9 protein-coding genes are annotated in these 5,118 nt (G+C 61.9%); 7 read left to right on the top strand and 2 right to left on the bottom strand.

Features of this window, described 5'->3' with window-relative positions; all coding sequences use genetic code 11:
• The 4 genes from EOA38_RS39805 to EOA38_RS27460 all read left to right on the top strand — a co-directional run.
• Positions 1–302: hypothetical protein (locus tag EOA38_RS39805; protein ID WP_210212992.1), on the top strand; the 302-nt coding region annotated here is incomplete at its 5' end.
• A 103-nt stretch (positions 303–405) separates the two neighbouring features.
• A complete protein-coding gene (locus EOA38_RS39360; RefSeq protein WP_189434933.1) occupies positions 406–678 on the top strand; it encodes a single-stranded DNA-binding protein in 273 nt (90 codons plus the stop codon).
• A gap of 155 nt (positions 679–833) precedes the next feature.
• Entirely contained in the window at positions 834–1,256 is a 423-nt protein-coding gene (locus tag EOA38_RS39355; RefSeq protein ID WP_189434931.1) for a thermonuclease family protein, read from the top strand.
• A gap of 14 nt (positions 1,257–1,270) precedes the next feature.
• Entirely contained in the window at positions 1,271–1,879 is a 609-nt protein-coding gene (locus EOA38_RS27460; RefSeq protein WP_245480930.1) for a hypothetical protein, read from the top strand.
• A 230-nt stretch (positions 1,880–2,109) separates the two neighbouring features.
• Here the strand turns inward: EOA38_RS27460 and EOA38_RS27455 are convergent, their stop codons facing one another.
• A complete protein-coding gene (locus tag EOA38_RS27455; protein WP_127300700.1) occupies positions 2,110–2,385 on the bottom strand; it encodes a hypothetical protein in 276 nt (91 codons plus the stop codon).
• On the bottom strand, positions 2,382–3,482 hold the full coding sequence (locus EOA38_RS27450) for an acyltransferase (protein WP_245480929.1): 1,101 nt from the start codon (positions 3,480–3,482) through the stop codon (positions 2,382–2,384). Before EOA38_RS27450 ends, EOA38_RS27455 begins: the two co-directional genes overlap by 4 nt.
• A gap of 37 nt (positions 3,483–3,519) precedes the next feature.
• Between EOA38_RS27450 and EOA38_RS27445 the strand changes: the two genes are divergently transcribed.
• The 3 genes from EOA38_RS27445 to EOA38_RS27435 all read left to right on the top strand — a co-directional run.
• Positions 3,520–4,110: a hypothetical protein gene (locus EOA38_RS27445; RefSeq protein ID WP_127300698.1), complete on the top strand. Its 591-nt coding sequence runs from the start codon at positions 3,520–3,522 to the stop codon at positions 4,108–4,110.
• A gap of 42 nt (positions 4,111–4,152) precedes the next feature.
• Positions 4,153–4,662 carry a hypothetical protein gene (locus tag EOA38_RS27440; protein WP_127300697.1) on the top strand — a complete coding sequence of 170 codons (510 nt, stop codon included), beginning with the start codon at positions 4,153–4,155 and terminating at the stop codon, positions 4,660–4,662.
• Between the two features lies 1 nt (position 4,663).
• A partial coding sequence (locus EOA38_RS27435) for a transglycosylase SLT domain-containing protein (RefSeq protein WP_189434929.1) occupies positions 4,664–5,118 on the top strand: 455 nt, incomplete at its 3' end.

Raw genomic sequence — 5,118 nt, 5'->3', positions numbered from 1 at the left:
TCCCGCCGATGTTCGAGGAAGTGCTGATCGAAACGCTTGCGGAGGTCGGCAGGGTCACCGAGCCGCTGCGCCAACGGCTCCGGCAGCAGGTCGAAACAGGTCGCATCTTCCCTGAATACCCGCGTAAGGCCCTCGCACCGGCTTGGGAGATGTACACACGGGTAACCGGGAACGCCCTGTTCTCGGATGGCCGAATCACAAAAATCAGACCGCCCGCGCCCAGTTCGAAACCGTGGATCCGACCCCGGCGCATCCGGCGCCGGATCCGGGCAAGAGCGCCCTCCCCACCGGCCGGATTTTGAGCCAGAGACACTTGCACAGCGATTTGTGAGATAGTTTACTGACTCAATGAATCTGGAGAGAAGTTAGTCATGGGAACCAGCGGCCAACCCTTGCTTCCTGGAAATGTCGATCGGGAACCGTGTCGCCACCAACCGGTCATGGCTCGACGACGAGGGCCAAAGAAAATCAGTCAGCGATTGGATGACGGTCACCTTCTTCGAGGGAAAGATGGCCGATTTCGTGCCGCGCCAGATTCACAAAGGCGACACGGTGCTCGTCCCGGCGCGCGTGTCGGAAAGCATGCATCAGAAGGGCGGCGTCATCCACTCCCCCACGGAGGTGATCGCCGAAGGCATCGATTTGTGCGCTCACGCCAGCCCGAGACCCGATCAGTGAAGCCGGCTCGTAAAACCATTGGCGCTGCCCTTGCTATCGCGGCGACATCTTGCGGCCTCGCCCTGACGATGCCGCCAGTCGCCCGGCGCAGGTCCCCACGTTGGACACCGCCATGGCGCCCGGCGTCTACACCCCGGGCGTCAGCGAGCAATCCGATGCGCGTCGTGGTCCTCTCGCCCAGGACGTTCCAGGATGTCGAAACCAAACAAAAGTACCGGCTCTACGGCGTTGACGCCTGCGATCTGGGCCAGACTGCGAGGCTTGGAAAGCAGACATGGCCATGTGGCGTTGTCGCCGTGGCATGGCTCGTGAACGCCACCTTGGATAAATGGGTTGCCTGCTTGCCGGTCCGGAAAGACGAGGCCGTCATCGTCGCGCGTTGCGCAACCGGCGAAATGGCCGACGTCGCAGCCGAAATGCTGAAAGCCGGTATAGCCATCACCCTCCCCGACGATCCCGATCATCGCATCCCCACATACGCCCAGCTCGAGCGTGAGGCTCGCAAATCCTATCGCGGTATTTGGGCCAGCGCCTTCCAGATGCCTTGGCTGTACCGGAAATCCTCGCCAAACCCATGACCCCGGAGCACGACATGCGTCCCTTTCGCCATATCCTTCCCGTCGTCGCATCTGCGGCGTTGCTCGCCGGCTGCGCCGGGCATTCGCCGGACGCTTCACATTCTGCCTTCGCCAGCCCCGTTGCGGTCACGGACCCCTATTGGAAGCCGGGTTTGAGCAGCCGCAGCCGGCAGGAATATGCCCCCGACTGGGGCCGCTTCCCGCCGATCGTGACCCGGCGCACCGGCTACCCAACAGAAGCCCAGGCGAACAACGCTTTGCGCCGCTCGCGTTGGAGCTCCGTACGTGTGCGCTCGCTCACGAAGGAAGGCATAAAGACGATCTCCGTCCCTGCAGAAGCCCCGGACACGATGGCTGCAGGTGTCCGCGTCTTTGCCTGCCGGCCAGGAGCGCTCCACGGCTCTTCCGGCCGCGTGCAATATTACAACGGCCCCGTCGTCGCCTGCGCTTGCGACCTCCTGTCGGACGATGGCCGCGTGCTGGCCCGAGTACCCCTCAATTTCTACTACTGGCAGAAGACTTGGCACGTCCAAGACCCAAGACCGTCCTACAAGTCCGTGCCGTGGGCCTATCAGGAACCCTCGCCCCCAAAAAGCAAGGGTTGGTTCGGCGACCGCTATTAAGCCGCGCCGTCACACTCCAATGGTCGAGCCGAACATACGGCGGAACGATCCCTGTCGCAAAACCAACGTTTCGCGACTGGCTTCTGCGAGGCTACGTATGTGTCGTCACGCAGCTTGCCGATTTACTACCACGTCTCTCTCGCTGTCGGCCGATGACCGCTCGGCAATGCTCTCGCCGAGCCTGTTTTTTCCCAGGCGGTCGCGGATAAATTCTAGCAGTCGCACGCAATTCACCATTGCCGGTCCTGCTCTTCTGGCTGGTGCTCGCTTCGCACGAACACATCCAGCACCTGCGCTATATCGACCCCTGAGGAGGATCCATTGCCCACCATGCCCCTCGATATCGCCGGCCGCATGGCTCCAATAACGCAGCATGCCCCGACTAGCGCTGCCACGGCATCGCCGTCGTTTTCCGTTAATAGTTGCTCCGCCAGCGCTCTCACCCCTCGCGGAATCTGATCGACATCTTCGCCACCAAGCGACCATTGACGATTTTCTTCCGTCACGGCGACACCTCCCGTACTGTTCGATTTGACCATCGGCGACCGAGCTGGTGGAGCGGATCTCCCATGACCGCCGTCAGCACATGGGACATCCCGATCGCCGTCGCGATCGAGAGCGTTGCGGTCGCCGGGGTACCCAGGAACTGGCCAAGCGACCAGTTGCACAGCGCCAGCACCGGCAGGTGGATCAGGTAGAGGGCATAGGAGATGCCTCCCAGTCGGCGCAGCATCCGCCCAGGCCAGGTCACGGAACCGCCCCGCAGGGTCGCCCTTGTCACGATCCACCCGCACATCAACGCCAGCAGGGCAGTCGCCAAGCCATGCGTCGTCTGCGGCAAGATCGCCAACATGAAGGCCGCGACCGACATCCAGAACGCCGCTTCCATGTTGCCGATCACCCGCAGGTGTTCCGCCAGACGGGGCCATGCGCTTGTCCCCCTGATTGCCCCGATCGCCAGACCGACCGCGATTGCATCGATGCGAAACGTCCAAAGCGTCCCGCCCCATGGCCGGAGCGTGAACGCCCCGACCACGAGGACGAGCCCGGCCAGCGCGACAAGCGCACGCCGCGGTAGTAGGAACACCAGGAGCGGAGCCAGCAGATAGAATTGCACCTCGGCGGCAACGGACCAGAATGGCGCGAACGCAAAGGCGTTCCCGCATCCTGCGGCGCCCCCGAAACAGGGCGCCCAATGCACATTCGAGATGAACGCGAAGGCCGCCTTCGCGTCTTCAGGCTCAATGCCGCTTCCCGGGAAGAGCAACCCGATCGAGAGGATGGTGCCGACGCACCAGGCCAGCGGCACGATCCGCATGGCACGCCTGACATAGAAGGCCGAGGTCGCTTCGAGCGCTCCGCGCTCATGCCGCAGGCTTCGTAATGAGCGTTCCACCACCAGGCCGGAAATCACGAAGAACAGGTCGACCCCGACGCTCCATGCCGGCGCAAACAGCAGAGCGGAGGCCGTCCCGCCTTCTGCGAAGACCGGTCCGACATGCGACAGCACCACGAGCCCGATCGCAAGGCCTCGCAATTCATCCAGTCCCGATAGGCGAGCTTCTTGTTCCATCCAAATATCACGCTCGACAATCACCAACACATTGATTTATTCATAGGGCATAAAAGCGAGGCAAGGAATGCACGAACGCCTGACATTTGTCGCAGTCGCGGCTGCCCTTACATTGGCTCCTCACGCTTCGGCTCAGTCGCTCACGCATGATGCGAACGCCTGGCGCGCCGTCGCCTATGCCGATCTCGAGCTCCCGAACTCTGAAGCTGTGCCCTATGCCTCGCTGTGGGCCGACCGGCTGAAGGAGAACAACGACGCCTACGCGGCCAAAGGCGATACGCGGTTTGCGGTCGCCAACGCGCCGGCATCCGAGAGTCACATCGTGGTGCGCGGCCCGACGAAAACCGTCGTGCTCTCGGTCCTGCACACGCTTACCGGCTGCTCGCCGATCCGCAAGGATCCCGTCGGCAAGGCCACGCTGAAACGATGCCCCATGCGCCTGGCGATCTATCAGAATGGCCGATCCACGGTCGCTGACGCTGGCACCGGCTGTTTCATCGAATATGGCGCGCAACCGAACAACGTCCGCCCCGACCTCGCTCGGAATGGTGCGATGGGTGCATATGATGTTCAGGCCAAAACCATTCGCGCCGGCGTCGTATTCCAAGGTGAAATCGCCCCGGAATGCCAATTCCGGGTCCCTGTCCCACAACCCTAGGGGAAGCCGCGAGCAACCTCGATATTCGGAAGGAGCGCAACCATGATCGACATGGAAACCCTGACCTTATTCAGTACACCAGCCTGCCACCGGCCATCGCCAGCGGATCAAGGCTTCCCTGACGGCGCGCGATGCGCGGCCTTGACCGCGGCTTCTGGCGGCGGCCACGGCAGGATGGTGTTCAGGAGGTTTAGCATGGCCGGCCCGACAGTCTTCACGACTCTGGCCGTCTTGATCTCGCCGGCAATCGCGCAAGTGCTTGATCCGCTCAAGGCTCCGCAGGGATCATATGTACAGTCAACACACACATGTGCCGATCTCGATCAAGGCGTCGGCGCTCTCGAACTTGCCGAATTCGACGGCGACGCAATCACCGTCGGCACAAGCACCTGCAAGATAGCAGGCACCCGTCATGGAGACGATGCGTTTCAAGCCTCATGTACAGAACGTGGCAGCAACTCCCCGGTCATCACGCCGATGAAGATTACGCGCCCATCCAGCGACGCGCTCTCCATCAATGGCACCATCTATGATTTCTGCCCGGGGAAGTGAGATGCTGCGTCCCCTGCCGATACTCCTCTCCGCGCTCCTGGTCGTCGGACAAGCGCGTGTTGCGCAAGCGAATTCCTTTGACCAGGATGCAAATTCTTGCGACCTCAATGACAAGACGACCTTGCTTTCCCTTTGTAAGAACGGAGCGGGTCTGCCGAGTTATCCGTCCACGCAAGAGATGATGGAGCGCAACCCGAACATCGCCAATATGATTGTAGACGCCGCCACCAAGTATGGCGTTGATCCTAAGCTCGCTCTTGCCGTGTCCGCTCACGAAGGCGCGATGTCAGCATGTGCCGGCTCCTTCAGTGGCGTTCTTGGACCGATGCAGCTTACGGGGGCGACCGGTCGCGCGTACGGAATGGATCGGGGCGTCTTGTCCGAAAACATTGAAGGCGGCGTAATGACGCTTCGCGATGCTGTCAAATCATGCGGCGGCACGTCAGGTATTCGCTG

The organism is Mesorhizobium sp. M1E.F.Ca.ET.041.01.1.1 (genome assembly GCF_003997355.1).
In the GTDB taxonomy this organism is placed as follows: domain Bacteria; phylum Pseudomonadota; class Alphaproteobacteria; order Rhizobiales; family Rhizobiaceae; genus Mesorhizobium.
The sequence above is the reverse complement of the archived record's forward strand: the minus strand, read 5'-3'. Positions and strand labels throughout refer to the sequence as shown.

Bases quoted from the DNA above. Each gene is read 5' to 3' on its own strand.
- EOA38_RS39360 (WP_189434933.1), top strand. From the start codon at position 406: ATGTCGATCGGGAACCGTGTCGCCACCAACCGGTCATGGCTCGACGAC.
- EOA38_RS27440 (WP_127300697.1), top strand. From the start codon at position 4,153: ATGATCGACATGGAAACCCTGACCTTATTCAGTACACCAGCCTGCCAC.
- EOA38_RS39355 (WP_189434931.1), top strand. From the start codon at position 834: ATGCGCGTCGTGGTCCTCTCGCCCAGGACGTTCCAGGATGTCGAAACC.
- EOA38_RS27460 (WP_245480930.1), top strand. From the start codon at position 1,271: ATGCGTCCCTTTCGCCATATCCTTCCCGTCGTCGCATCTGCGGCGTTG.
- EOA38_RS27445 (WP_127300698.1), top strand. From the start codon at position 3,520: ATGCACGAACGCCTGACATTTGTCGCAGTCGCGGCTGCCCTTACATTG.